Raw genomic sequence first — 22327 nt, forward strand, 5'->3', positions numbered from 1 at the left:
CTTCGTCAATCCGCCTGCACGCCCGCCGCGCGAATCACCTTGCCCCACTTCTCGGTCTCGGCCGCGAGATGGGTGCGCAGGGCTTCGGGCGTGACCTTGTCCATCGGCACGGCCTCGGTGCTCAGTTCGGCGAAGCGGTGCTTGACCATGTCGTCCTGCAGCGCGGCGCGCAGCGCCGTGTTGAGTTTTTGCATCACCGCTGGCGGCGTGCCCTTGGGCGCATAGATGCCGTGCCACACCTTCACGTCGAAGCCCTTCAGGCCCTGCTCGTCGAGCGTCGGGATGTTGGGCATGCTCGACAGCCGCTTGGGCGTGGTCACGCCGAACACCTTGACGCGGTTGCCGTCCTTGATGACCGGCGCGGTCTGCGTGGTCTGGTCGCACACCAGGTCGACCTGCCCGCCCATTACATCGTTGAGCGCGGGGCCGGCGCCTTTGTATGGCACGGTGGTGAGCTGCACGCCGATCTGGTGGGCAAAGAGCATGCCGCACAGCTGCGACACGGCGCCGATGCCGGCGTTGGCGAGCGTGACCTTGTCCTTGTTCGCCTTCACGTAGGCCAGCAACTCCTGAAAATTGTTGGCCGGAAAGTCCTTGCGCGAAAGCAGCGTCATCGGCACGTCCATCACCTGGCCGACGTATTCGAAGTCTTTCAGCGGGTCGTAGCTGAGCTTCTTGTAGAGCGCGGGCGCGGTCGCCATGCCCATGTGATGAATCAGGATGGTGTAGCCGTTGGGCGCCGCCTTGGCCACGCGCCCAGGCGCGATGGTGCCGCCCGCGCCCACGGTGTTCTCGACGATGACGGTCTGCCCGAGCGACTTGCCCATGGGAATCGCGAGCATGCGCGCCACCACGTCGGTGGGGCCGCCGGCCGAATACGGCACGACCATGGTGATGGGCTTGTCGGGCCAGGGTGCCTGCTGCGCCGTTGCCGGCGCTTGAACGGCCAGCAGGCAAGCGCCCAGCGATGCCGCCAGCACAGCCCGTGTTTTCCAATTCTTCGTTGCTTTCACTTCGTTGTCTCCTTGAGGTTATTGATCTGGAATATCCGAAGCCCGTCGCCCGTCAGGACGGGGCTTTTTGCGAATCGAGTGCCAGCAGGCGTTCCGCGAGGCGCACCACGGGTGCGTCGACCATGCGTCCGTCGAGGCTGACGACACCGCCGCCCGCGGCCCGGGTCGCATCCACCACGCGGCGCGCCCATGCCAATTCGTCGGCTCCCGGGCCGAGCGCAGCATGCACGGGCGCGACCTGGTCCGGGTGAATGCAAAGCTTGGCACCGAAGCCGCCGCGCCGGGCGCGCGCCGCATCGGCGGCGAGCCGCGCCGCGTCGCGCCAATCGGGCGTGACCCCGTCGATGGGTGCCGCAAGCCCGGCGCGGCGCGAGGCGAGCACCAGCGCCAGGCGCACGGGCAGCAGTTCGGCTTCGTCCGCATCGCAGGCCAGCCCCAGGTCGGCCTGGAAATCGAGGTTGCCGAATGCGAGCCGGAGCACCTGCGGCGCCGCCGCGAGTTCGCGGGCGGCTTCCAGGCCCGCCGCCGATTCGATCAACGGCACGAGCACGCCGTTGCGCCCGATGCCCGCGGCGAGCTGCTGCAGGTCCGCAGCGCGCTCGGCCTTCGGAAGAACAACACCGGCAATCAAGCCTTCGGCGGCAAGTTCGCCCACCAGCGCACCATCGCCGTCGAACCACGGCGTGCCGCGGGCATTGATGCGCACCAGCAGGCGCCCTCTTTCCTCGGCGCTCAATGCCGCGAAAGAAGCTCTCAGTTGCGCACGCGCCGCCGCCTTGCGTTCGGGCGCCACGGCGTCTTCGAGATCGACGATCACACCGCCCGCCTTGGTGGCCAGCGCACGCGCATGGCGCTCGGGCCGGTCCGCGGGAACGAACAGGAAAGTGCGCGCCAATGCCAGCGCGAGCGCCGCAGGCGTCGCGCTCACACCACCCTCGCCTCTCGCAGCGCGGCGATCTCGGCATCGCCTCGCCCCAGGCTGCGCAGAATGGCTTCGGTGTGTTCGCCGACGGCCGGTATCGCGTCCATGCGGTAGTCGAAAGCGCTCTGGCGCCCTGCAGGCAGCAAGGCCGGAATGTCGCCGGCCGGCGAACCCACCTGCCGCCAGCGCTCGCGCGCCTGCAATTGCGGGTGTGCCCACAGCCCGGCCATGTCGTTCATGCGCGCATTGGCAATCTGCGCGGCATCGAGGCGCTCGACCACCTGCACGGTGCCGAGCGCGGCGAAGGTCTCCACGATGATGGCGCGCAGCGCGTCGCGGTTTTCGTTGCGCCGCGCGTTGCTGTCGAAGCGCGCGTCGGTGGCAAGCCCCGCCTGCAGCAGCACCTTCTCGCAGAACACGCGCCATTCGCGCTCGTTCTGCAGGCCCAGCATCACCGTGCCGCCGTCGCCCGCGGGAAACGGCCCGTAGGGGTAGATGGTGGCGTGCGATGCGGCGCTGCGCGGCGGCGGGGGTGCACCCTTGTAGGCGTAGTACATCGGGTAGCCCATCCACTCGGCGAGCGACTCGAGCATCGACACGTCGATGTGCGAGCCCTTGCCGGTCTTGCCGCGCTGCAGCAGCGCCGCGAGGATGCCGGTGTACGCGTACATGCCCGCCGCGATGTCGGCGATGGAATTGCCCGACTTGCACGGATCGTCCGGCGTGCCCGTGACCGACAGGAAACCCGCTTCGCTCTGAATGAGCAGGTCGTACGCTTTCTTGTCGCGGTAGGGCCCGTCTTCGCCGTAGCCCGAGATGTCGCAGACGATGAGCCGCGGGTGCTTCGCCTGCAGCGCTTCGGCGCCCAGGCCCATGCGCGCGGCCGCTCCGGGCGCGAGGTTCTGCACCAGCACGTCGGCATCGGCCACCAGCTCCTGCAGCACCGCGAGCGCGGCGGGTTGCTTCAGGTCGAGCGTGAGGCTTTCCTTCGAGCGGTTCACCCACACGAAGTGCGAGGCCTCGCCGCCCACGCGAGCGTCGTAGGCGCGGGCAAAGTCGCCAACGCCGGGCCGCTCCACCTTGATGACGCGGGCGCCCAGATCGGCCAGCTGTCGGGTGCAGAACGGCGCCGCAATCGCGTGCTCGAGCGAAACGACGGTGATGCCGTCGAGAGGTCTTGTCATGCGTTTTTTCTCCCTGTGTTCATGCGAGCACGGCAGTGGCCTGCATCGTGAGCCAGCCATCGGCGTCTTCGCCCCACAGGCTGAACGTCTTGCCGTCGGCGCTGCCGTCGGTCGGCTTGCCGTGCACGCGGAACGGCGCGATGTCGAAGGTCGGCCGCACGGCGCGGAATTCGAAGCGCGCGAGCTGTGCGCCCGGTGCGTTGCGGCGCAGCAGGTCGACCAGCAGCGTCGCGATGAGCGGGCCATGCACGATCAGGCCCGGGTAGCCCTCGACCTGCGTCACGTAGCGGCGGTCGTAGTGGATGCGGTGGCCATTGAAGGTGAGCGCCGAGTAACGGAACAGCAGCACGTCGTCGGGGACGATCTCGCGGCTGAAGGCGGCGTCTTTCGGTGCCGGTGTGGGCGGCGGAGTTTTCTCGCCGGGCTCAGCCGCGGCGCGGTAGACGATGTCGTGCTCCTCGGTGAGCGCGAGGCCGCGTTCGTTGCGCACCTCGTGGCGCACGAGCACGAACACCAGTTCGCCGGTGCGGCCTGCCTTGTGGGTTACGGAAGCAATGGTCGAAGTGCGCTCGACCTTGTCACCTACTTGCAGCGGATTGCCCTTCTCCCACACCAGCCGTCCGCCGGCCCACATGCGGCGAGGCAGCGGCACCGGCGGCAGGAAGCCGCCGCGTCTGGCGTGCCCGTCGTCACCGATTTCGGATTGGCGATGGTGCGGCAGAAAGTAGAGCCAGTGCCAGAGCTCGGGCAGGCGCGTGCCGGTGCCAGGAAGCGGATCGTCGCGGTCCAGCGTGGCGGAGAGTGCGCGCACGGGCGCGGCGGTGACTTCGTCGGCCAGCATTTCGCTGCGGCCTTGCCAGGCCTGGAGCTTGGCCAGCGTGTCGCCGTCGATCAGGCGGGAGGAATTCTCTGGGGTGTGATTGCTCATGGTTCTTTTTTCAGTCGACCGCCGCACCGGATGCCTTGACGATGCGCGCCCACTTGGCGAGGTCGTCCTGCAGCAGTTTCGAAAATTGGTCCGGCGTGGTGGGCGCCGCAATCTCGACGCCCTGCTGGTCGAGCTTGTCGCGCAGGTCCTTCGCGGCCAGCGCCTTGCGCGTGGCGTCCTGCAGCGTGGCCAGCACGTCGGCCGGCACGCCCGCGGGGGCGAACAGGCCGATCCACAGCGTCCCGTTGTAGCCCGGCACCGCCTCGGCGATGGTGGGCACGTCGGGCAGCACCGGCGAGCGCTTGTCGCCGCTCACGGCCAATGCGCGCAGCTTGCCGGCCTTGATGTGCGAAAGCGCCGAGGGCAGGCTCGCGAACACGATGGGAAGTTGCCCGCCGAGCACGTCGTTCAGCGCGGGAGCCACGCCCTTGTAGGGCACGTGCTGCAGAGAGATGCCGGCCATGCTGTTGAGCATTTCGCCGAGCAGGTGGTTGAGCGTGCCGTTGCCTGCGGAAGCGTATTGGTAGTTGGCGCCCTTCTGCCGCGCGAGCTTCAGGAACTCGTTGAAGTCCTTGGCCGGAAAAGAGGGGTTGACCAGCAGCACGTTGGGCACCGCGCCGATCAGGCCCACGGGCTTGAAGTCTTTCACCGGGTCGAAACCCGCGTTCTTGTAGAGCGCCGGGTTGATGGCCTGGCTGCTGCTGATGGTCATGAGCAGCGTGTAGCCGTCCTTCGGGCCCTTGGCGACCAGCTGCGTGCCGATGTTGCCGCCCGCGCCGGGACGGTTGTCGACCACCACGCTGGCGTTCATCACCTCGCCGAGCTTCTGGCCCACCAGGCGACCCACGATGTCGTTGGTGCCACCCGCGGCCTGCGGCACGATGAGCGTGATGGGGCGCGAGGGGTACGGCTGTGCGGTTGCAGGGCCTGCGGCAATCAATGCCGCGGCGAACGAAAGAAGGGCCAGTGCGCGAAGTCTCATGTCTTTGTCTCCATGGCCGCATGGTGTTCCGCCCTACCCGTGCGCGCAATCTGCGATTTCGGAACCCAGCCTTCTGGAATTTCGAAGGCTTGGGTACGATGGCACATGCTCTTCGACCTGACCGACCTGCGCCTTTTCGTTGCCACGGCCGAACTCGGCAACCTCACACGCGCGGCGGAGCGGCAGCATCTATCGCTTGCGGCGGCCAGCGCGCGCATCAAGGCGCTCGAAACGCAGGCCGGCTTGCAGCTGCTGCAGCGCGAGGCACGCGGCGTTCGCTTGCTGCCGCCGGGAGAAGCCTTCCTGCACCACGCGCGCCTGGTGCTGCACCAGACCGAGCAGCTGCGCGCCGATCTGCTCGAATACGGCGGCGGCCTCCGCGGCCATTTGCGCGTGTTCGCCAACACCACGGCGGTGACAGACTTCCTGCCTGAAATACTGCCCGGCTTCCTTGCGCACAACCCGCGCATCAACGTCGACCTTCAGGAAAAACCGAATGCTCAGATCCCGCGCGGCGTGCTCGACGGCCGCGCCGACATCGGCATCGTGGCGGGCCGCGTCGACACGCTGGGCCTGGAAGCCATTCACTTCAGCACCGACCGGCTGGTGCTCGTTACCTCGCGCAAGCACCGCTTCGCAAAGCGCCGCAAGATTTCGTTTGCCGAGACGCTGGATGAAGACGCCATCGGCATGCAGCAAGGCAGCACCTTGCAGACCTTTCTCGCGCAAATTACCGACAACCTGGGCAAGCGGCAGAAGCTGCGCATCCAGCTCGGGAGCTTCGACGCCATGTGCAGGATGATCGGCAGCGGCGTGGGCATTGGCGTGGTGCCCGAGTCGGCGGCGCGCCGAAACCAGGAGAGCATGCAGCTCGCGCTGATCGACCTCAGCGATGCATGGTGCGTGCGGGAGCGGTATCTGCTGGTGCGCGACCGGACGGCGTTGCCGATTTATGCGCAGGCGCTGGTCGAAACGCTGTGTCGGCACTACGCCGGGGAGCAGGCTGCCGTCGCCTGAGCGCCTCTCCTATCCTCCCAAAAACAAGGACTTGCGGGCGAATTATGAGGAAGCCGGTGCCATCCCCATTTTCCGTGGACAACTTTGGGGATAACTGATGTGCCTCCTTGTAAACACGATTTAAGTTGTTGTTTTACAAGGGGAATAATCAGTTTGCTGAAAATTTGGGCGGTGAACAAGGTTGCGCTGCTGTTCGGGGTTGGTGCAAAGGCCACCGGGTACTCCCCTCCGCGAATGTCCCCCGCCTTCGGCTCCTCCTTTATTTCGCTGCGGGGAGCACCCGATGCCCTGTGCACTGGGGCACGCTCGTGGTGTATCGCTGATCAGCCACGGCTCTGCCCAACGCACCCGCTGATGGGGTGCCTTGCGCAGCGAAATAAAGGAGGAGGCCGAAGGCCGGGGGACATTCGCGGAGAAAGGTACCCCGTCGGCGGGTGCGCCGCCCTGAACGACAGGCAGCGCGAGAAAAAGGGCGCCTCTCGATCAAGGCGCCCCGAAGGAAAACTCAGCGCTCGATAGTCAGCGCCACACCCATGCCGCCGCCGATGCACAGCGACGCAATGCCCTTCTTGGCGTTCTGCCGCTGCATCTCGTGCAGCAGCGTCACGAGAATGCGGCAACCCGACGCGCCGATGGGGTGACCGATGGCAATGGCGCCGCCGTTCACGTTCACCTTGTTCACGTCCCAGCCCATTTCCTTGTTCACAGCGCAGGCCTGCGCGGCAAAGGCCTCGTTGATCTCGAGCAGGTCGAGATCGGCGGCCTTCCAGCCGGCGCGCTGCAGCGCCTTGGTCGACGCGGGCACCGGGCCCATGCCCATGATGGCCGGGTCGAGGCCTGCGGTGGCGTAGCTTGCAATGCGGCCCAGCGGCTTCAGGCCCAGGGCGGCGGCCTTCTTGGCCGTCATCACCATCACGGCGGCGGCGCCGTCGTTCAGGCCCGAGGCATTGCCCGCGGTCACGCCGCCGGCCTTGTCGAACGCGGGGCGCAGGCCCGCCAGGCCTTCGGCGCTGGTCTTGCGGTTGATGAACTCGTCCTTGTCGAAGACGAGCGGGTCGCCCTTCTTCTGCGGAATGCTCACCGGCACGATCTCGTCCTTGAACTTGCCGGCATCTTGCGCGGCCGCGGCCTTGGTCTGGCTGCCCAGTGCGAGCTCATCCTGCGCGGAGCGGTCGATGCTGAACTTCTTGGCCACGTTCTCGGCCGTGATGCCCATGTGGTACTGGTTGTACACGTCCCACAGGCCGTCGACGATCATGGTGTCGACCATTTTCCAGTCGCCCATGCGCTGGCCGTTGCGCGAGTTGGGCAGCACGTGCGGCGCCATGCTCATGTTCTCTTGCCCGCCGGCAATCACGATTTCGCTGTCGCCCGTGGCCACGGACTGTGCCGCCAGCATCACGGCCTTCAGGCCCGAACCGCACACGGCGTTGATGGTGAGCGCCGGGGTCTCCTTGGTGCCACCGCCCTTGAGCCATGCCTGGCGCGCGGGGTTCTGGCCCGCACCGGCGGCCAGCACCTGGCCCATGATGGCCTCGCCGACCTGCTCGGCCGTGAGGTTCGCGCGTGCAATCACTTCCTTGATCACGAGGGCGCCCAGCTCCGTGGCCGCAATGCCGGCGAGCGAGCCGCCGAACTTGCCGACCGCCGTGCGTGCAGCCGAAACGATGACGATGTCTTCCATGAGGTTCTCCGTTGAAGTGATTTGAATGAAGCGGGGTGCGTGGGATTGTGCGTGCGGCTATCGGCTGTTGCTTTGGGCTATGTCAGGCTCGGGCCTTGACGTAGCGCCCCGGCGCCGGCTCTATGGCCTTGTAGGCCTTGCCGTTGCCATAGGTCTTGGGCGCGGGAACCTGCTTGCCCGCATGGCCCTTGAGCCACTGGGCCCAGTCGGTCCACCAGCTGCCGGGGTGCTCCGTGGCGCCGGCCAGCCATTCGGCCTGCGTCTTCGGAAACTTGCCGTCCTCGCGGATCCAGTGGCTGCGCTTTTTCTTGGCGGGCGGGTTGATCACGCCGGCAATGTGGCCCGAAGCGCCCATGACGAAGCGCTTCTTGCCGGGCAGCAACTGGGTGGAGGCATATGCTCCGCCAATCGGCACGATGTGGTCTTCGCGCGAGCCGTAGATATACGCCGGGATGTCGATCTTGCTCAAGTCCACCTTCTGGCCGCACACCGTGAGCGCATTGGGCTTGGCGAGCTTGTTCTCGTGGTACGTGTTGCGCAGGTACCAGGTGTAGAACGGGCCCGGTAGGTTGGTGGCGTCGCTGTTCCAGTAAAGCAGGTCGAAGGGCGGCGGGGTTTCGCCCTTCAGGTAATTGCCGACCACGTAGTTCCACACCAGGTCGTTCGGGCGCAGAAAGCTGAAGGTGGAGGCCAGGTCGCCGCCCGGCAGCAGCCCGCCCTTGCCGAGCTGCATTTCGCGGTACTGCACCATCGGCTCATCGACAAAGATGTCGAGAATGCCCGTGTCGCTGAAGTCGAGGAATGTGGTGAGCAGCGTGACCGACGCCGCCGGCTTTTCGCCGCGTGCCGCAAGCACGGCCAGCGCGGTGCTCAGGATGGTGCCGCCCACGCAGAAGCCGAGCGCATTGATCTGCCCGGACTTGTTGGTGGGTCCGCTGATTTCCTGCACCGTGTGAATCGCCTTGATTGCGGCGTTCTCGATGTAGTCGTCCCAGGTGGCGTTGGCCAATGATTCGTCGGGGTTGCGCCAGCTCACTACAAACACCCGGTGGCCCTGCTCGTTCGCATAGCGGATCAATGAGTTTTCGGGCTGCAGGTCGAGTATGTAGAACTTGTTGATGCAGGGCGGCACCAGCAGGAAGGGCCGCTCGTACACCTTGGCCGTGAGCGGCTTGTATTCGAGCAGCTGGAACAGCTCGTTCTCGAACACCACCGCGCCCTCGGTGGTGGCCACGTTGCGCCCCACTTCGAAGGCGCTCTCGTCGGTCATGCTGAGGTGGCCTTGCTTGATGTCGTGCAGCAGGTTCTGAATGCCCTTGGCAATGCTCTCGCCCTGCGTCTCGATGGCTCTTTTCTGCGCCTCGGCGTTCAGCGCCAGCGAATTGCTCGGCGACGAGGCCGCCATCCATTGCTCGACCGCAAAGCGCAGGCGAGCCTTGGTTTTTTCGTCGGCGTCGATGGCCTCGGCCATGTTCAGCATGGTGCGGCCATTGAGCAGGTACACGGCCGCCGAGAAGGCGGCGAGCGGATTGCCGCCCCAGGCGTCGGAAGCAAAGCGCTTGTCGCCTTCGGGTTTGGCGGCGAAGCCCTGGCGCCAGAGCTCGGTTGCCTCGGCAACGTATTGCTGCTGGATGGATTGAAGCTTTTCGGGGTCGATGGAGATCTTGGGCAGCTCGGGCATCTTGGCCGCCTGCGGCATTTGCCACAGCGGCGTGCCGCCGATGAAGGCCGAGGCCCCCTGCGCGGCGGATTGCTGGAACGCTTCCAGCGCCTTGTTCCATCCCTCGGGCAGTGCCTCTTGAAAGGGCGCGAACGCATCGGCCCCCGTGGCTTGTTGCTTCATGGTGTCTCCTGGTCCTCGCCTGGTCGGTACGGATGGCTGCTCGTGTTTTGAGTATGCTGCATTTCACAAGGCCTTCATAACGCCGCCCACCTACTTACCGACTGAAACTTGTTGTGTTCATCCACCTGATCGTGATCGGCTGGCTCTACGTTGCCGTGATGATGGCCGTCGCCGAAGCCACCAGCACCACGGGCACCGTGCTGGGTGCCATCTTCACATTTCTTCTGTACGGATTGGCGCCCGTGGCCTTGGTGGTTTACCTGATGGGAACCCCGGGCCGCCGCCGCGCAATCAGGCAGCGCGAGGCCGAGGCACAGGAGGCCGCGCGCCGCGCCGCAGCGGCGGAAGCGAGCAAGGATTCAGGCCTTCCAGACCAAGGCGGCGAAGCGCCCGCTGACGCTGTCCCGCCGGTGCGAAAAGAACCGTGACGGGTTGCCGACGGTGCACCAACCGTCGGTGCCGTCGTTGCCATGCACCGCCTCCACGCCGGCCGCGCGCAAGCGCTGGCGTGCGAGCGCCGGCAGGTCGGCCAGCCATTTGCCGGCTGATCCAGAGGGCTGGAAACAGCCCGCGGCCTCGGGCGCATGCGCCTCGAATACAGCCTTGACTTCGGCGCCGACTTCGAAGGCCTTGGGGCCGATGCAGGGGCCGAGCCATGCCAGCACCTTGCCGTGCTCCGAGGCAAAACGCCCGGCCGTTGCTTCAAGCACGCCGCCGGCAAGGCCGCGCCAACCCGCATGCGCGGCGGCCACGCGGCGGCCTTCGGTATCGGTGAAAAGCACAGGCAGGCAATCGGCCACCATGATCGTGCAGGCCAGGCCGCTATCGGCCGTGGTGCAGGCATCGGCGGCGGCGCCGTCGGGCAAGGCACTGTCGACGCCCTCGAGCGCCACGACCTCGCTGCCATGCACCTGCTGCAAGAAGACCGGCCGCACGCCGATGGCCTGCCGCAGACGCGTGCGGTTGGTCGCGACATGCGCCGGCTCGTCGCCCACGTGGTCGCCGAGATTCAGGCTTTCATAGCGCCCGGCCGATACGCCGCCAGCGCGCGTGGTGCACAGCGCCCGCACGTTCTGCGGCGCCGGCCAGTCGGGCACGAGCCAGCGCGGGTCCATGCCGGCGACCATGCCGTTCACACTTCCGCGTCGGGTGCCTGCGACGGCTGGGCGCGCTGGAACGCGTCCAGCGCCATGCAGGCCTCGAAGGCGGCCATGGTGCGTGGGAGCCCGCTGAAGTCGCAGTCGAAGCGCCTGCCGTTGAAGATCTGCGGCACCAGGCAGCAGTCGGCCAGCGTGGGCGTGTTGCCGTAGCAGAAGGTACTGCCGGGGTGCTGCGCAAGCTGCCGCTCGAAGGCCAGCATGCCGTCGCGCACCCAGTGGCGGTACCAGGTGTTCTTGGCCTCGTCGTCGAGCTTGAGCTCCTTCACCAGGTACTTGAGCACGCGCAGGTTGTTCAGCGGGTGGATCTCGCAGGCAATCGATTGCGCCAGCGCTCGCACATGCGCCCGGCCCACCGGGTCGTGCGGCAGCAGCGGCGGCTCAGGGTGGGTTTCGTCCAGGTATTCGATGATGGCCATCGATTGCGAGAAGCGCTCGCCCTCGTCTTCGAGCAGCGGCACCAGCATGTCGGCCGAAATGGCCGAATAGGGGCCCGTGCGATGGTCGCCGCGGGCAATGTGCACCGGCACGTAGTCGTAGTCCAGGCCCTTCAGGTTCAGCGCAATGCGCACCCGGAAGGACGACGAGGAGCGGAAGTAGTTATGCAGCTTCATCATTGCGCAAGCATAGCGCTCGCGAACAACCCTGGCCTGCCTCTGGCACACTGCCGTTTTTCTCCGTTCCGCTGAAAAGGACAGACGCAATGGCTTCCGAGTTTGTTTTCGCCCCGCCCGCGACCGTTTCGGTCCCGGTGGTCGGGCAGCCCGCCCGTTTTCCGGTGCACCGCATCTATTGCGTGGGCCGCAACTATGAAGATCACGCCAAGGAAATGGGCTTTACCGGCCGCGAGCCGCCGTTCTTCTTCATGAAGCCGGCCGACGCGCTGGTGGTGGTCGATGCGGGCCAGACCGGCACCATGGCCTACCCCACGCTCACCAAGAACCTGCACCACGAGATCGAGCTCGTGGTGGCCATCGGCACCGGCGGCAAGAACATCTTGGCGGCCGACGCGCACAAGCACATCTACGGCTATGCCGTGGGCCTGGACATGACGCGCCGCGACCTGCAGGGCGAGATGAAGAAGCAGGGCCGCCCCTGGGACATCGGCAAGGGCTTCGAGCAGAGCGCGCCCATCGGCCCCATCGTGCCAGTGGCGCAGGCCGGCGATGCCGAGAACGCCGAAATCTCGCTGCAGGTGAACGGCACCGACCGCCAGCGCAGCACCGTGAGCAAGCTGATCTGGAACGTGGCCGAAACCATCGAGCATCTTTCGGCCGCCTGGGAGCTGCAGCCCGGCGACCTGATCTACAGCGGCACGCCCGAGGGTGTGGCGGCGGTGGTGGCGGGCGACACGCTGGTCGGCGAAGTGGCCGGCCTGCCCAAATTGACGGTCAAGATCGTCTGACTCCGGCGCGCCACGCTCCATGATCCTGCGCGTACCCATCAAGCACTGCAAGAACTGCGGCACCGCGGTGGTCTACCGTATTCCGGACGATGGCGACACCAAGGAACGCGCCGTCTGCCCCGCCTGCAGCACCATCCACTACGAGAATCCGCTGAACGTGGTGGGCACCATTCCCGTGCTCGGCGACAAGGTGCTGCTGTGCAAGCGCAACATCGAGCCGCGCTGGGGCAAATGGACGCTGCCCGCAGGCTTCATGGAGCTTGGCGAAACCGCGGCCCAGGGCGCGGCGCGCGAAACCGACGAAGAGGCCGGCGCCAACTACGAGATGCAGGGCCTCTTCGCGGTGATCAGCGTGGTGCGCGTGGGGCAGGTGCACCTGTTCTACCGCGCCCGCCTGCTGGACGACCGCTTCGACCCGGGCCACGAAACCATCGAGGCCCGGCTTTTCACCGAAGAAGAAATTCCCTGGGAAGAAATCGCGTTTCGCACCGTGCGCGAGGCGCTGGAACACTTCTTCGAAGACCGGCGGCGCGGCAGCTTCGACCGCGTGCACGAACTCAGCATCGTTTGAAACACATGACCATCCAGGCATTGCGGGCCACCGCCCTCTTGCGTGCGGCGCTCGCATCCACCGTTGCCGCCGGCCTGGGCCTCGCGCTGGCCACGGCGGCGCAGGCAGAAGTAGTGGGCGACGTCGACACCGCGTTCAAGCTCATCGGCCCGGACCACAAGATCGTGGTCGAGGCATACGACGACCCCAAGGTCAGCGGCGTGACCTGTTACGTCTCTCGTGCCAAGACGGGCGGGCTGGCCGGCGCCTTCGGCGTTGCCGAAGACAAGTCGGAAGCCTCCATCGCCTGCCGCCAGGTCGGCCCGGTGAGCATCACGCAGCCGCTGCCCAAGCGCGAAGAGGTCTACACCGAGCGGCTGTCGATTCTCTTCAAGCGGCTGCGCGTGGTGCGCATGGTCGACGCCCGGCGCAATACGCTCGTCTACCTCACCTACTCCGACCTGCTGATCGACGGCTCGCCCAAGAACAGCGTGACGGCGGTGCCGATCGACCGCGGCACGCCCATTCCGCTCAAGTAACAAAGAGCAGGCACCGCCAGCCCCTTCAGCCCCTTCTCCCAGGGGCCCGGCACCTGCCGGCGCCTGGGAGTTTGCTAGCATGCCGGCGGTAACTCGCCCGGCGTGCCGGGCCGAAGGAACCCTCAGCAATGAATTCGTTCCAAAAGAGAACCATGCAGCACCTTCAGACTTTTGTTTCCCGCACCGGCGCCGCGCTACTCGTAGCGGCCGGCCTTGCAGCCTGCACCACGCCCGCGCCGCCGCCCCGGGCCGGCGTGAACGTGCCACCACCCGTCCAGCAGCCGCAGGCCATGTTCATCCGGCCCGCGAGCGGCAGCACCATTGCCCGCTTCGACGGCGTGCGCAACAAGGGCCTGGACATCGCGGGCAACCTTGGCGACCCGGTCGTGGCTTCGGCCGACGGCCGCGTGGTGTACGTGGGCGGCGAACTGCGCGGCTACGGCAACATGGTCATCATCAAGCACAACGACACCTTCCTCACCGCCTACGCCCACGCTGAAAACATCGTCGTCAAGGAAAACGCGGTGGTGCGCCAGGGCCAGAAAATTGCCGAGATGGGCAAGAGCGGCACCGACCGCGTGAAGGTGCACTTCGAAATTCGCAAGAACGGCACCGCCGTCGATCCCGAGCCCTACCTGAGCGGGCGCCTGCAGCACTAGGCACCCGGTGGTGGCCAAGCGCGCCGCTAAAGCAGGCTCTCGGGCACCAGCGGAGCGAACAGCTCCAGCTTCCAGCGCGACCAGAAATCCGTTTCCGGCTCCACATGCAGGATGGTGTCGGCCCCGTCGCCCGAGGCCGGGCTCACCCATTCGATACCGCCGCGCGGCCCCAGCTGCAGTTGGTAGGCACCGTCGAGCCGCATGAAGCCGATCAGGCTGGTGAGCTGCTGCGCGATCTGCGGGCTGAAGATGAAAATGCCGACCTCGGTGTTGTGCAGCATCGAGCGCGGATCGAAGTTCATCGAGCCGATGAAGACGATGTTGCGGTCGATCACGGCCGACTTGCCGTGCAGCCTTCCGCTCGCCGAACCGTAGATGCCGAAGCGCTTGGTTTCTTCCACGCGCTTGGGGCTCAGTTCGTACAGCGCCACCCCCAGCCGCAGCATCTCCGGCCGGTAGCGGCGGTAGCCGATGTGCACCAGCGATTCGTCGGTGGCCGCGAGCGAATTGGTCACGATGGTGTAGCTCACGCCCTTCTGCCGCACGATGCGCATCGACTCCATGCCGCCGCGGCCTGGAATCAGATACGGCGTGGTTTGCAGGATCTCGTGCTCCGCGTCGCGTATGTAGCGCCGCACGTTGTAGAGCACGCTGTCGGTCGACTCGTCCGCCGGCAGCCCGCGGGCTTCTTCCGTGGGACCGAGCGCCTTGGCGGGCGCATCGGCGTAGGCTTCGGCGCGCGCCCACACGAGCGAGAGCGCGCCTTCGTCCAGGTCCTTGGCCAGCGCGTTATTGCCCAGCAGGTCGGTGGAAGCAAGCGGCTCGGGGTGCAGCGTGTCCGGCCCGCTGGTCAGTTGCTCGAAGCGGTCGCGCAACTGCTGCGGCGTGGCCCCGCCGGTCGAAACCAGCGACTCCACGGGGTACACGTAAGGGCTGTTCCAGTACATGTCGAACAGCGACGAAAGCCGCGGTACCACGGTGCCGGCCACCAGCGTGTCGATGTCGATGAAGTTGGATCCGCCGTCGCGCAGGAAGTATTCGTTGGCGATGTTGCGCCCGCCCATGACCGCCATCACGTTGTCCACCACGAAGAGCTTGTTGTGCATGCGGCGGTGCACGCGATCGAAGTCGAGCAGCGACGAGGCCCAGCGAGTGCCCAGGCGCTCGCGCCCGGCCGGAAACGGATTGAACATCCGCACCTCGGCATTGGGATGCGCCGCCAGGCCCGCGAACAGCGGATCGGCACCCGCGGTGTAGAGGTCGTCCACCAGAAGGCGCACGCGCACGCCACGCTCCGCCGCGTCGCGCAATGTGCGAAGCAGGTAGCGGCCGGTTTCGTCGTTCTGCACCAGGTAGTACTGAACGTCTATGGAGCGCTGCGCGCGCTTTGCCAACTCGATGCGCGCATGCAGCGAAAACTGCGCCATGGGCAGCAGCCGAAAGCCGCTCAAGCCCCGCTCCGGCGGTGAAGCCGCCGTGACAAGGCGCCCCAGCGCCGTGTCGGTGCCGTTGGTGATGGCCATCGACGGCTTGCGTTCCACACCCGACGGCAGACCCGCGCAGCCGCCCAGGAGCAACAACGCCATGCCCAGCACCAGCCAAAGCGGCCAGGCGTTGCGCACGCCGGCGCCGGCTGTTTCTTCGGAAATTCCGGAAATTCTCGGGTTGGAGTTTTCTGCCATCGGACGGTGCGATGCGCAACGCGCGCAGGGTGGCCGGTTTCTACCATGAGCCGGCCGAAAAACGGCCGTTTATGGAGTCCTTCTACACCGCCGGCAAAGGCAAGCTGACGCGCGGATGCAGCCGGCAGCACCACATTTTTTGAACACCGATGGAAAACCAGGTAGCAGTCAGCCCGGCGCCAGTGCCGGTGCCACTCAGCGAGGTACTACCGGCTACGCGACCTGCTGTAGCCCGCCCGGCTATGAACCTTCGCGCTTGCGCGGAACCTTGCCCTCCGCGGCGAACTGCATCACGCCTTCGGCGAACTTCATGAGCTCGTCCGAAAGCGGTGCTCCCGGCGCAAGCACTCCCACGCGCTCGGCCAGCGCCTGGAAAGCAGCGCGCGAGGATTCGGGCGCGGACGGCAACGGAATGTTGGTGTCTTCGGGCATGAGGCCGTTTTTCCCGGGTCAGACGCGCGCGTGCCGACGCAGATGGCCGGAGCGCCGTGCCAGCAGAAGCCCCGCCGCGGCCAGGCCGACCACGGCAATGGCCGCGGTGTTGCCGGAAGCAGCCCGCACCATGTCGAGCGCGATCTCGCCCGTGCGCGGACCCGCGAGCTGCATCCGGCGCTTGGTCATTTGCGCACCCAAGTCGCCCAGTTTGTCCGCCATGTGCTTTTCGGCTGCCGGCAGCAAGATGGTTTCCTCGTCGGCCACGTGATGCATCACGTCGCGCATCAGGGCCAACAGGGTTTCGTCATAGTCGCGCGCCTCGGGCTCCATGGTGCGAAGCAGGCCGATGAGCCTGCGCATTTCCGAATGCTCGTGGATGGCTTCGGTAATGCGTTCATCGTCGATCTCGCGCATCTCGGGGTAGAAGATTTCTTCCTCGAGTTGCGCATGAATTTCAAGCGCCGTGCAGATGGTGTTGACCAGCCCCTTTTTCACGCGGCTCGGCGCGCTCGCCTTGTACTGGTGAAAAGTGGAAAGCACGTGCGTGTGATCCAGGCGAATCATGTTGGTCGCCGTAGGAAAAAGCCGGGAGACGAGATTTGTCATGGGTGACCTCCAAGGCCAATCGAAAAAGCGTGGCACCCGGCCGGCGGGCGGCCAGGTGCCGTTAAGGTGGCAAGGCAGCCTGCAACCCCGGCGGGTCAGGCGGTTGCGCCGGTGAGTTCTTCCATCAGCTCTTCCTTGCGGGCCGCAAGCTGGTCGCGCATGGCCACGAGGTCGAGCCCCTTGGCGGCGCGCGCCTTGACGAAGATCTCGTTGCGCTCTTCCTTCACGTGGTGGTCGATGTATTCACCCAGCACGATGACCTTGGCGTCGAACTTGTCGTCCACGTCGGCGGCGGACTCGATCTGCGCAATCAGTTCCTTGGCGCTGGCGTGCTCGACCTCGGCTTCGTCCAGGAGATCGGTCTGGCTGAGCGCCTCGCGCAAGGCGGGGTAGAAAATCTCTTCCTCGATCTGCGCATGCACCGTCAGTTCGGTGCAGATCTGGGTTGCGAGTTCACGCTTCTTCTGCTGCGCGCTGGCGGCGCGCGAATGGGTCAGTTCCTCGTACTCCTTGAACAACTTCTTGACGTTGCGGTGGTCGGTATCGAGAAGGCTGCATGCATCGGGTGCTGCGCGCTTGGTAGAGGTGGGCATCGTGGGGCTCCGAATAAGGTTGGTGGAAGCTGAACGATGGGGGGACTCGAAACACCGCGACGTAGGAAAGCTGCCTGTGTGCACGTAGCAGCGCCCACTACTCGCGCCCGCGCTGGGCGAGCAGGCATCCGGCCGCCATGCCCAGGGCGAAGAAGCCGTAGACCACGGCCATGGAGCCTTTCGAAAGATGGTGCTCGAAGCCGGGCGTGAGCCGGCGCGGTGTGATCGTGTAGTCGATCGTGCAGGCCACCGCCGTCGCAGCGCCGGCACTGGCCAGCGCGGCAGGCACCGATTGCGGCGGGCGCCGCTCGGTATGCAGCCAGGCGTAGAGCACCGCCCAGAAGATCGCGCTCGCATGGTGGGTGGCATAGCCCAGGGCCGTGTGCCGCAGCGTGGGCCGGTACACCTTCAGGGCCTGGTCGCCCCAAAGCCAATGGCTGGTGGCATTGGTCGGCGCCACCGCGCTGCCGGCTTCCCGCCGGCCGCAGAGCATGAGCGCGGCCGTCGAGGCAAAGCTGGCCAACGTTCCGGCGATCAGGCCGGTTCGCAGCGCCGGCGCAAGTCGTTTGCTTGTGTTCATGTGGAAACCTCTATGCGGGGCTTTCGGAAACGGCCCGCGTCATGGCGCCGGTGGCCCTGGCGCCGAGTGTCATTTCCGTCATCCAGGACACCAGGAGCTGCCCATAGGCTTGGCGGGACGACTGCTTCGACAAGGCGTGGTCGGCGCCCGAAATGACGCGGTAGGTGGCGGAACGAACGCGCTTGAACGCGCCCAGGTAGTTCTCGATGACCGGGTGCGGCACGATCTGGTCGTGCTCCGATTCGACGATCAGCACGTCGCCGGTGAAGGCTTCGCAGGCGGCCAGCGCGCGGTTGTCGCGCGGGCCCACCAGGGTGCGGCGGTAGGCCACAAGGTCGGACCTGCTCAGTTGCCCCTTGGGCGCCAGCCACTCGCGGTCCCGGTAAAGCGCCGGCGCCCGCAGTGCGAGCCAGCGCACCGGCCGCATGGCGCTGACCAGCGCCGCCAGGTAGCCACCGTAGCTGCTGCCGACGATGGCAACCGCGTTCGGATCGACCGTGGGGTGGCTCACCAGCGTGTCGTAGGCCGCGAGCACGTCGCGCAGGTTGTCTTCCCGCGTGACCTCCTTGCGCAGCGCCGCGTGGCGCGCGTGGCCGCGCAAGTCGAAGGTGAGGCACACGCAGCCGAGCGCGGCAATGTCGTGCGCGCGCGCAATGTATTGCTCCTGGCTGCCATCCCAGCCGTGCACGAGCAGGACGCCGGGCACCATCGTCGAAGCGGCGACCAGCGTTCCGGCAATGTGCTGGCCGTCTACGGGAATATCGATGACGTTATGTCGTGTCGCTGGCATACGGTTGGATCAATGCGTACTTGGTCAGGGCGCCGATCTGGCTGTCGATGCCACGATAGTGCACCGCCGCATCCGAAGGAATGGACGCCGCCGCGCCATACGCCTCAAAGCACGAGACGCGCAGGCGCTCCAGCGCCGGGTCGCGCCAGAAGCCCTCGAGCGCCATCATCTCGGCGCCGGTTGCGCCCCCCACCCGCCACGACTGCTCGAGCACGCCCGAGCGCCACGCGCCCCCGGCGCCCACGCCCTGCGCCACGTCGTAGTTCACACGCGACGCAAGAAAGCCGGGAAAGCAGTCGATCACCGCCTGGTGGTAGCGCCGCGCCTGTTCGATGGCCAGGCACAGCGCCGGGCTGGGGCTGGTCTTGGCCAGCAGCGCGTCGAAGTTGCCGCGCACCAGCGTCAGGTCGGAACCGCCGTACACGCTCTGGCCCACGTTGTCGGTCGTCATGCGCTGGCGGCCGAAGTAGCTCACGATCATGTGGTCGACCATCACCTGCCCCACGCTGAAGGTGTCGGGCCGTTCGAGGTTCTCTTCGATCACCACGCCGTGCAGCGCGATCTCGCTCTCGTCCATGGCGGCCAGGCTGCGGTCCAGCGCATCGGCGCCGGTGACCATGGTCTGGCCCCGCCCGCCGGTGGCGCACACGGGCTTCACCCGCACCGGGCCGTTTTCGAGCAGGCGGCGCCCGGCCCATCGCGCATCCTCGGCAGAGAAGGCCGAGAACCCGCCGAGCGCCGCATGCGAGATGTCGGCAGCAAAGGTGGGCGCCCACCCCTCCGGGCAGGCGGCCGCCCTGCCGACCAGCGGATGCGTGATGGCCTTGGTGGCCACGAAAGGGTATGGCACCACGCCGCCGAACAGGTCATGCACCGTCGAGATGCCGAGCGACCGCGCCAGCTGCGTGCTGGGCACGGTGTCGCTGGGCACAAAGTACAGCGGCGTGTTCTCGCGCGCACGCGAAGCGTGGTATTCGCCCGCAAAGCGAAACTGCTTCAGCGCCGCAAGGCGCTCGGCGAAATTGCTGCGCGTTGCGCGTTCGTGTTCGCTGCCGTAGGCCTGCGGATCGGCGCTCCACACCACCACGCTGCCGCCGGTGCTCTTGAGGACGGTGTCCACGAGGGCGACTCCCGAGCTGAAAGAAGTGTCCATGGCATCCGCTCCCGGCCTAGCGTTGGTCCGCCGTTCCGGGTTCGGCCATCCTGCGGTGCTGCTTGGCCAGCAGTGCCGATGGCGTGACGCTGGCGACAGCGACCTGGAGCTTGTTCTTCCAGCCCGCGACCACGTCGCCTTCGCCGTTCATCATGGCTTCGAAGCCGATCTTCGCCACCTTGGCCGGGTCTGCCTTCTTGTCGTCCTGGCCCACCTTGGTGTCGAGCATGTCGGCACGGTCGAAAAACTCGGTGTCGGTCGGCCCCGGCATCAGGCAGCTCACCGTCACGCCGCTGTCCTTCAGCTCTTCGCGCAGCGCAAAGGAGAACGAATCCAGGAAGGCCTTGGTGCCGTTGTACACCGCCTGGAAACTGCCGGGCATGAAGCCCGAAATGGAGCCGGTGATGAGAATGCGCCCCTGCCCGCGCGCGCGCATTGCGCCGCCCACGGCATGGATCAGGTACAGCGTGCCGGTGATGTTGGTGTCGAGCACGTGCCGCGCGTCTGCAAAGTTCTGGTCGAGAAAGGCATGGCCGAGCCCTCGCCCGGCATTGGCGAGCAGCGCATTGACCGGACGCTGGCCGGCGGCTGCCAGCAGGCGATCGACCCCCTCGGTGGTGGAAAGGTCTGCAAGCACGGGCTGCACCTCCACGCCACGGCGGCACAGTTGAACCGCGGCATCCTCGATCTCGGGCTCATCGGCCGCAATCAACAGATCGAAACCCTCGTTGGCGCAGCAGCGCGCCAGTTCCAGCCCTATGCCGGACGAAGCGCCCGTCACGATGGCGAAGGGCCGCGTGAAAGCGGAAGTGCTCGTCGGGGAAGTGTTCATCGGAATAGCTCCTTGTGAACGATTGCAGGGCGCACGGCAACAAACCGTGCATCTCGACAGCTCTCGCCGATAGTCGAACACCTAGCGCTCCGGCAGAGCGGGATAACGCGCGTCGTCGTGAAAGAGGCCTCCTACGCGCCCGCCCGCGAACCCGCGAACCCGCGAACTCGGCGGCGACTTTCGCGGCCACGCGCAGCTTTCCTACGGGTGGCGCCATGCGCTTTGGGAATCGTGAGGCCTCCGCTGACTGGACTGACTGGAGCTTTGCCGGCCCATGGCCTCATCTTCTTCCTCCCCGCCCCCTGTCCTCGCCTCCACGCCCGCCGCCGGCCACACCGCTCTGCTGATCATCGACATGATCAGCTGCTGGGATTTTCCGGATGCAGAAAAACTGCTGCCCGGCGCGCACGCCATTGCCGGGCGCATTGCGGCCCTGAAGGCGCGATGCACCCGCGCCGGGGTGCCCACCATCTACGTCAACGACAACCGCGGACGCTGGCGCTCCGACTTTCCAAAGCTGGTGGAGATGTCGCTCGCCTCCGGCGGGGCCGGCGCCGAAATCACTTCGGCGCTGCTGCCGGGCGAGAAAGACTACTTTGTGCTCAAACCCAAGCAGTCCGCCTTCTTCGCGACCCCGCTCGAGTTGCTGCTTGCCTACCTGAAGGCAAGGCGGCTGATCGTGACCGGCGTGGCCAGCGACCAGTGCATCTGGGCCACGCTGGCCGATGCGGGCATGCGCGACCTGGAAGCGCTGGCACCACGCGATTGCGTTGCTTCGCAAACACCCGAGCGCAACCAACGGTTTCTGCGCCAGGCGGAAGAAGCACTGCTGGTTCGCACCACACCCGGCCCGCGCATCCGCCTGCCCGCGAAGCGCTGAGCCGGCCCGCGCCAGATGCTCAAGACGCGCCGCCGCCGCTGGGCCCGCTCGCGGCGGACTGCTTCGAGCGGTCCGGCTCGGCCGGCTGCGAAATGATGTTGAGCGTATCGCCCGCCTTGCCGATGTCGCCCTTGGCGGCCGTGTCGCCGAGCGACAGCATGCCCACGAGCCGCCGGTCGCGGTCTACCACCGGCATGCGGCGCACCTGGTAGCCGGCCATCTCATCCATCACCGTTTCGACGTTGTCGGTTTCGGTGCACCACTTGACGTCCTTCGTCATCACCTCTGACAGCGAAGTGTCCAGCGGGCGCTCCTGCGCCACCACGCGCAGCACGATGTCGCGGTCGGTCACCATGCCCAGCAGGCGCTGGCCGTCGCACACCGGAATGGCGCCGATGTCCAGTTCGTCCATTGCCTGGGCGGCCAATGCCACCGAATCGGCGGGCGAAAGGGTACGTACGCCGCGGGTCATCAGTTCGGAAACTCGGGTCATTGCGGATCTCCTTGGTTTGCCTGGGTCAGCCGCTGCGGTGCTCGGCGTTGCGCTTGCGCGTTGCAGCGGCCTTCTTGGCGGATGCCGATCGTTCGGCGGCGGTGCGCGATGCAGCGGCGGCGCCGCCCTTGTGGCCGCCCTTGCGCGACGGTGCGTGGTTCTCGGCCTTGCCGCGGCCGCTCTTCTTGCCGCCGCCGGTCTCGGCGTTGACGGTGGCCCAGGCACGCTTTTCGGCTTCGGCCTTGCCGACACCGCGGTGCTCGTAGCTTTCCTCGATGTGCTCGGCCTTGCGCTTCTGCTTGTCCGTAGAGGACGACTTGTCACCTCTTGGCATTGCTTTCTCCTGAAGGGTGAAGATGCTTGCATCGTGCGCCTGCCGTCAGCGCCGTGGGTCGGAGGA

26 protein-coding genes are annotated in these 22327 nt (G+C 66.5%); 7 read left to right on the forward strand and 19 right to left on the reverse strand.

All coding sequences use genetic code 11. The annotated features are described in order from the left end of the window. Positions 1-5 precede the first annotated feature (5 nt). The 5 genes from EJI00_RS16670 to EJI00_RS16690 are packed head-to-tail and all read right to left on the reverse strand — an operon-like array spanning position 6 to position 5029. Positions 6-1013: a tripartite tricarboxylate transporter substrate-binding protein gene (locus EJI00_RS16670; RefSeq protein WP_126748616.1), complete on the reverse strand. Its 1008-nt coding sequence runs from the start codon at positions 1011-1013 to the stop codon at positions 6-8. A gap of 52 nt (positions 1014-1065) precedes the next feature. After that, on the reverse strand, positions 1066-1941 hold the full coding sequence (locus tag EJI00_RS16675; RefSeq protein WP_126748617.1) for an HpcH/HpaI aldolase/citrate lyase family protein: 876 nt from the start codon (positions 1939-1941) through the stop codon (positions 1066-1068). Beyond that, positions 1938-3119 carry a CaiB/BaiF CoA transferase family protein gene (locus tag EJI00_RS16680; RefSeq protein WP_126748618.1) on the reverse strand — a complete coding sequence of 394 codons (1182 nt, stop codon included), beginning with the start codon at positions 3117-3119 and terminating at the stop codon, positions 1938-1940. Before EJI00_RS16680 ends, EJI00_RS16675 begins: the two co-directional genes overlap by 4 nt. Before the next feature lie 19 nt (positions 3120-3138). Further along, positions 3139-4047 (reverse strand): MaoC family dehydratase N-terminal domain-containing protein, encoded by a 909-nt coding sequence (locus EJI00_RS16685; protein WP_126748619.1) that lies wholly within the window; start codon positions 4045-4047, stop codon positions 3139-3141. A gap of 10 nt (positions 4048-4057) precedes the next feature. Next, positions 4058-5029, reverse strand: a complete 972-nt coding sequence (locus EJI00_RS16690; protein ID WP_126748620.1) for a tripartite tricarboxylate transporter substrate binding protein — start codon at positions 5027-5029, stop codon at positions 4058-4060. Between the two features lie 105 nt (positions 5030-5134). Here EJI00_RS16690 and EJI00_RS16695 point away from each other — a divergent pair, with 105 nt between their 5' ends. Then, the gene (locus tag EJI00_RS16695) at positions 5135-6046 is read left to right on the forward strand and encodes a LysR family transcriptional regulator (protein WP_126748621.1); all 912 of its coding nucleotides are present in this window, start codon (positions 5135-5137) and stop codon (positions 6044-6046) included. Positions 6047-6551: 505 nt separating this feature from the next. On the opposite strand, the gene EJI00_RS16700 is transcribed toward EJI00_RS16695, so the two are convergent. Then, positions 6552-7730 carry an acetyl-CoA C-acetyltransferase gene (locus tag EJI00_RS16700; RefSeq protein ID WP_126748622.1) on the reverse strand — a complete coding sequence of 393 codons (1179 nt, stop codon included), beginning with the start codon at positions 7728-7730 and terminating at the stop codon, positions 6552-6554. An 82-nt stretch (positions 7731-7812) separates the two neighbouring features. Beyond that, positions 7813-9573 (reverse strand): class I poly(R)-hydroxyalkanoic acid synthase, encoded by a 1761-nt coding sequence (phaC, locus tag EJI00_RS16705; RefSeq protein ID WP_126748623.1) that lies wholly within the window; start codon positions 9571-9573, stop codon positions 7813-7815. Positions 9574-9686: 113 nt separating this feature from the next. On the opposite strand from phaC, the gene EJI00_RS16710 reads away from it, so the two are divergent. Beyond that, positions 9687-10001: a hypothetical protein gene (locus tag EJI00_RS16710; RefSeq protein WP_126748624.1), complete on the forward strand. Its 315-nt coding sequence runs from the start codon at positions 9687-9689 to the stop codon at positions 9999-10001. Here the strand turns inward: EJI00_RS16710 and pgeF are convergent. Both pgeF and maiA read right to left on the reverse strand, forming a co-directional pair. Next, complete coding sequence (pgeF, locus tag EJI00_RS16715; RefSeq protein ID WP_126748720.1) at positions 9933-10688, reverse strand: peptidoglycan editing factor PgeF; 756 nt, start codon at positions 10686-10688, stop codon at positions 9933-9935. The two genes, EJI00_RS16710 and pgeF, sit on opposite strands and share 69 nt — an antisense overlap. A 17-nt stretch (positions 10689-10705) precedes the next feature. Further along, a complete protein-coding gene (gene maiA, locus EJI00_RS16720) occupies positions 10706-11344 on the reverse strand; it encodes a maleylacetoacetate isomerase (RefSeq protein WP_126748721.1) in 639 nt (212 codons plus the stop codon). An 89-nt stretch (positions 11345-11433) separates the two neighbouring features. Here maiA and EJI00_RS16725 point away from each other — a divergent pair, with 89 nt between their 5' ends. The 4 genes from EJI00_RS16725 (at position 11434) to EJI00_RS16740 (ending at position 13883) form a co-directional block, all read left to right on the forward strand. Continuing rightward, positions 11434-12135 carry a fumarylacetoacetate hydrolase family protein gene (locus EJI00_RS16725; protein WP_126748625.1) on the forward strand — a complete coding sequence of 234 codons (702 nt, stop codon included), beginning with the start codon at positions 11434-11436 and terminating at the stop codon, positions 12133-12135. A gap of 19 nt (positions 12136-12154) precedes the next feature. Beyond that, positions 12155-12706, forward strand: coding sequence for an NUDIX hydrolase (locus tag EJI00_RS16730; RefSeq protein WP_126748626.1), 552 nt, complete (start codon positions 12155-12157; stop codon positions 12704-12706). Positions 12707-12711: 5 nt separating this feature from the next. After that, positions 12712-13224 (forward strand): CreA family protein, encoded by a 513-nt coding sequence (locus EJI00_RS16735; protein ID WP_126748627.1) that lies wholly within the window; start codon positions 12712-12714, stop codon positions 13222-13224. A gap of 128 nt (positions 13225-13352) precedes the next feature. Next, the gene (locus EJI00_RS16740) at positions 13353-13883 is read left to right on the forward strand and encodes a murein hydrolase activator EnvC (RefSeq protein WP_260590743.1); all 531 of its coding nucleotides are present in this window, start codon (positions 13353-13355) and stop codon (positions 13881-13883) included. Between the two features lie 26 nt (positions 13884-13909). Here the strand turns inward: EJI00_RS16740 and EJI00_RS16745 are convergent, their stop codons facing one another. From EJI00_RS16745 to EJI00_RS16780, 8 genes are all read right to left on the reverse strand, one after another. After that, complete coding sequence (locus EJI00_RS16745; RefSeq protein WP_126748629.1) at positions 13910-15565, reverse strand: phospholipase D family protein; 1656 nt, start codon at positions 15563-15565, stop codon at positions 13910-13912. A gap of 240 nt (positions 15566-15805) precedes the next feature. After that, complete coding sequence (locus tag EJI00_RS16750; protein ID WP_126748630.1) at positions 15806-15997, reverse strand: aminoglycoside phosphotransferase; 192 nt, start codon at positions 15995-15997, stop codon at positions 15806-15808. 18 nt (positions 15998-16015) lie between these two features. Further along, entirely contained in the window at positions 16016-16606 is a 591-nt protein-coding gene (locus EJI00_RS16755; protein ID WP_126748631.1) for a hemerythrin domain-containing protein, read from the reverse strand. 95 nt (positions 16607-16701) lie between these two features. Beyond that, a complete protein-coding gene (locus EJI00_RS16760; protein ID WP_126748632.1) occupies positions 16702-17199 on the reverse strand; it encodes a hemerythrin domain-containing protein in 498 nt (165 codons plus the stop codon). 97 nt (positions 17200-17296) lie between these two features. After that, entirely contained in the window at positions 17297-17779 is a 483-nt protein-coding gene (locus EJI00_RS16765; protein ID WP_126748633.1) for a hypothetical protein, read from the reverse strand. Between the two features lie 10 nt (positions 17780-17789). Beyond that, positions 17790-18569, reverse strand: a complete 780-nt coding sequence (locus EJI00_RS16770) for an alpha/beta hydrolase family protein (RefSeq protein ID WP_126748634.1) — start codon at positions 18567-18569, stop codon at positions 17790-17792. Next, the gene (locus EJI00_RS16775; RefSeq protein ID WP_126748635.1) at positions 18550-19722 is read right to left on the reverse strand and encodes a DUF3182 family protein; all 1173 of its coding nucleotides are present in this window, start codon (positions 19720-19722) and stop codon (positions 18550-18552) included. The genes EJI00_RS16770 and EJI00_RS16775 overlap by 20 nt, the downstream gene beginning before the upstream one ends. Positions 19723-19738: 16 nt before the next feature. Continuing rightward, a complete protein-coding gene (locus EJI00_RS16780) occupies positions 19739-20554 on the reverse strand; it encodes an SDR family NAD(P)-dependent oxidoreductase (protein WP_126748636.1) in 816 nt (271 codons plus the stop codon). A gap of 274 nt (positions 20555-20828) precedes the next feature. On the opposite strand from EJI00_RS16780, the gene EJI00_RS16785 reads away from it, so the two are divergent. After that, the gene (locus EJI00_RS16785) at positions 20829-21434 is read left to right on the forward strand and encodes an isochorismatase family cysteine hydrolase (RefSeq protein ID WP_126748637.1); all 606 of its coding nucleotides are present in this window, start codon (positions 20829-20831) and stop codon (positions 21432-21434) included. Positions 21435-21453: 19 nt separating this feature from the next. Here the strand turns inward: EJI00_RS16785 and EJI00_RS16790 are convergent, their stop codons facing one another. Both EJI00_RS16790 and EJI00_RS16795 read right to left on the reverse strand, forming a co-directional pair. Continuing rightward, a complete protein-coding gene (locus EJI00_RS16790; RefSeq protein WP_126748638.1) occupies positions 21454-21927 on the reverse strand; it encodes a CBS domain-containing protein in 474 nt (157 codons plus the stop codon). A 25-nt stretch (positions 21928-21952) separates the two neighbouring features. Continuing rightward, complete coding sequence (locus EJI00_RS16795; protein WP_126748639.1) at positions 21953-22261, reverse strand: plasmid stabilization protein; 309 nt, start codon at positions 22259-22261, stop codon at positions 21953-21955. Positions 22262-22327 lie beyond the last annotated feature (66 nt).

The sequence above is a fragment of the Variovorax sp. DXTD-1 genome (assembly GCF_003984625.1).
GTDB lineage: Bacteria > Pseudomonadota > Gammaproteobacteria > Burkholderiales > Burkholderiaceae_C > Variovorax.

Excerpts from the sequence above, each read along its gene's own strand:
- EJI00_RS16680 (WP_126748618.1), bottom strand. The coding sequence starts at position 3,119 with ATGACAAGACCTCTCGACGGCATCACCGTCGTTTCGCTCGAGCACGCG.
- EJI00_RS16685 (WP_126748619.1), bottom strand. The coding sequence starts at position 4,047 with ATGAGCAATCACACCCCAGAGAATTCCTCCCGCCTGATCGACGGCGAC.
- EJI00_RS16690 (WP_126748620.1), bottom strand. The coding sequence starts at position 5,029 with ATGAGACTTCGCGCACTGGCCCTTCTTTCGTTCGCCGCGGCATTGATT.
- EJI00_RS16695 (WP_126748621.1), top strand. The coding sequence starts at position 5,135 with ATGCTCTTCGACCTGACCGACCTGCGCCTTTTCGTTGCCACGGCCGAA.
- EJI00_RS16700 (WP_126748622.1), bottom strand. The coding sequence starts at position 7,730 with ATGGAAGACATCGTCATCGTTTCGGCTGCACGCACGGCGGTCGGCAAG.
- phaC (WP_126748623.1), bottom strand. The coding sequence starts at position 9,573 with ATGAAGCAACAAGCCACGGGGGCCGATGCGTTCGCGCCCTTTCAAGAG.
- pgeF (WP_126748720.1), bottom strand. The coding sequence starts at position 10,688 with ATGGACCCGCGCTGGCTCGTGCCCGACTGGCCGGCGCCGCAGAACGTG.
- maiA (WP_126748721.1), bottom strand. The coding sequence starts at position 11,344 with ATGAAGCTGCATAACTACTTCCGCTCCTCGTCGTCCTTCCGGGTGCGC.
- EJI00_RS16725 (WP_126748625.1), top strand. The coding sequence starts at position 11,434 with ATGGCTTCCGAGTTTGTTTTCGCCCCGCCCGCGACCGTTTCGGTCCCG.
- EJI00_RS16730 (WP_126748626.1), top strand. The coding sequence starts at position 12,155 with ATGATCCTGCGCGTACCCATCAAGCACTGCAAGAACTGCGGCACCGCG.
- EJI00_RS16735 (WP_126748627.1), top strand. The coding sequence starts at position 12,712 with ATGACCATCCAGGCATTGCGGGCCACCGCCCTCTTGCGTGCGGCGCTC.
- EJI00_RS16740 (WP_260590743.1), top strand. The coding sequence starts at position 13,353 with ATGAATTCGTTCCAAAAGAGAACCATGCAGCACCTTCAGACTTTTGTT.
- EJI00_RS16745 (WP_126748629.1), bottom strand. The coding sequence starts at position 15,565 with ATGGCAGAAAACTCCAACCCGAGAATTTCCGGAATTTCCGAAGAAACA.
- EJI00_RS16750 (WP_126748630.1), bottom strand. The coding sequence starts at position 15,997 with ATGCCCGAAGACACCAACATTCCGTTGCCGTCCGCGCCCGAATCCTCG.
- EJI00_RS16755 (WP_126748631.1), bottom strand. The coding sequence starts at position 16,606 with ATGACAAATCTCGTCTCCCGGCTTTTTCCTACGGCGACCAACATGATT.
- EJI00_RS16760 (WP_126748632.1), bottom strand. The coding sequence starts at position 17,199 with ATGCCCACCTCTACCAAGCGCGCAGCACCCGATGCATGCAGCCTTCTC.
- EJI00_RS16765 (WP_126748633.1), bottom strand. The coding sequence starts at position 17,779 with ATGAACACAAGCAAACGACTTGCGCCGGCGCTGCGAACCGGCCTGATC.
- EJI00_RS16770 (WP_126748634.1), bottom strand. The coding sequence starts at position 18,569 with ATGCCAGCGACACGACATAACGTCATCGATATTCCCGTAGACGGCCAG.
- EJI00_RS16775 (WP_126748635.1), bottom strand. The coding sequence starts at position 19,722 with ATGGACACTTCTTTCAGCTCGGGAGTCGCCCTCGTGGACACCGTCCTC.
- EJI00_RS16780 (WP_126748636.1), bottom strand. The coding sequence starts at position 20,554 with ATGAACACTTCCCCGACGAGCACTTCCGCTTTCACGCGGCCCTTCGCC.
- EJI00_RS16785 (WP_126748637.1), top strand. The coding sequence starts at position 20,829 with ATGGCCTCATCTTCTTCCTCCCCGCCCCCTGTCCTCGCCTCCACGCCC.
- EJI00_RS16790 (WP_126748638.1), bottom strand. The coding sequence starts at position 21,927 with ATGACCCGAGTTTCCGAACTGATGACCCGCGGCGTACGTACCCTTTCG.
- EJI00_RS16795 (WP_126748639.1), bottom strand. The coding sequence starts at position 22,261 with ATGCCAAGAGGTGACAAGTCGTCCTCTACGGACAAGCAGAAGCGCAAG.